We start from the raw sequence: 1,948 nt of genomic DNA on the forward strand, positions 1-1,948 counted from the left end.
TTTAGCGTCCTAGCCGGTCTTTGAAAAAAACTGCCCCCAGGAATCGAGCGCAGCGAGATTCAATAGAGTTTGAGCGAAGCGAAAACATAGGGCAGTTTTAAATGCCGTTTTTGATTTTTTTGGGCTTTTAATAATATAAAAAGCTTTTAAATGCTTTTAAGAGCCTTGAAAGTATTGATATACGTGCGTTTCAGAGGACATACCGACACAAATAGTTTGTCATACCGACACAAATAGTTTGTTCAAAAACACCAATACCGACACAAATAGTTTGCATTAAGACACATAAAAATATAATGTGTCTTTATATACATAAAAATAATGGTGTCTTAATGAAAGGCGGGTTAGTTGTAAAAGATAATGCTCTTATGAATGCCAGTTACAACTTAGAGGTAACAGAACAAAGGTTAATTTTATTGGCAATTATCAGTGCTAGAGAAACAGGGAAAGGAATTACTGCTGACAGTAAACTAGAAATTCATGCCAGTGATTATGCAAAACAGTTCAATGTCACAAAAGAAGGGGCTTACAAGGCTTTAAAAGAAGCTGTAAACAACCTATTTGATCGACAATTTTCATTCCAAGAAGAAACATCAAAAGGGATTGGTATTGTTCGCTCACGATGGGTTAGTCGTATTAAATACATTGATGATTCTGCTCTACTAGAAATCACCTTTGCCCCTGATGTAGTTCCACTAATTACACGACTTGAGAAACACTTTACAAGCTATCAGATTAATCAAGTTTCAGGACTTACAGGCAAGTATGCAATACGACTTTATGAACTATTGATAACATGGCGTGAGGTAGGTAAAACTCCAATTTTGAAACTAGCGGATTTCAGAAGTCAGTTAGGAGTTGAACCTAATGAATACAAAGCAATGAATCATTTTAAAAGTCGTGTTTTAGAACCATCATTACAGCAAATTAATGAAAAAACAGACATTAAAGTGAAGGTAGAACAACATAAAAATGGTCGTTCAATTAGTGGTTTTTCATTCAGATTCAAACAAAAACCACAGCCAAAAGTAGAACAAAAAATCGACCCTAAACGAGATCCAAACACACCCGATTTTTTTGTTGAAATGACCGATGCCCAACGGCATTTGTTCGCACATAAATTATCTGAACTACCCGAAGTTGGTAGCGAATATGCAGAGATCGGAGAGTCAGCCGAAGACTTTACGAAACGCCTTGCCGACATGCTTTTAGAGCCAAAAAAATTCAGGATGTTTTATCCGCTACTGGAACAGCTCGGCTTTGGTTCTAAAAAAATCCAATCTGCACCAATTAAACAGGTCGATGAACCTAAGTTTATTGAGTTGCGAAATATGCAAGTGAACAGCTTGTCGTTCAATATGTCCCGTGACAAGAAATTCGCTCACTTAAAGCAGGAGAACGAATCTCCAGATGATTTTATGCAACGGCTTTGCATCATGCTAAAAGACCCAAAACAGCAACTTCAATTTTATGACTACGTGAATGCCAAAAAGTAGCAATTAATCCTCTAAAAAAGATTTCAAAACGCCCCAAACTTTGGGGCTTATTTTTATCTTTTTCAGAGGTCGATTTTTTGTTTCTCGGAGAGAAACGCGTAAGCGTGCATTCCCTCCTGCTGTCGGGAAATGATAAATCTCCAAACCGCTAAAAATTTTATTGTTAGCAAAGCACCAATATCGAATTTCACCCCATAGCGCAAAAACCGCCTAAAATCGCATTTAAGCGCCTTTTCTTCAAAAACAGGGGAATCTAGCCAAACAGGGCTAAAAACGCCAATAAACGCAAAATAGGAGCATTTAGACTATGAAATTGAGTGATGCCGAAAAAAATAATCGTTTGTCAGAGGTGTTTTTAAAGAAATCAGATCGAGAATATTACGATTTAGAAATCACTGAAGATCATCAAAAACTTTATGATCAGTACGTTTCAGGTGATTTAAACAAGCAAG

At 36.8% G+C, this 1,948-nt stretch carries 1 pseudogene; it reads left to right on the forward strand.

Features of this window, described 5'->3' with window-relative positions:
• Positions 1 to 332 precede the first annotated feature (332 nt).
• Positions 333 to 1,262 (forward strand): annotated as a pseudogene (gene repM, locus FTV34_RS17160) (replication initiation protein RepM); the annotation flags it as partial.
• Positions 1,263 to 1,948 lie beyond the last annotated feature (686 nt).

It is taken from the genome of Acinetobacter sp. YH16038 (assembly GCF_013417275.1).
In the GTDB taxonomy this organism is placed as follows: Bacteria; Pseudomonadota; Gammaproteobacteria; order Pseudomonadales; family Moraxellaceae; genus Acinetobacter.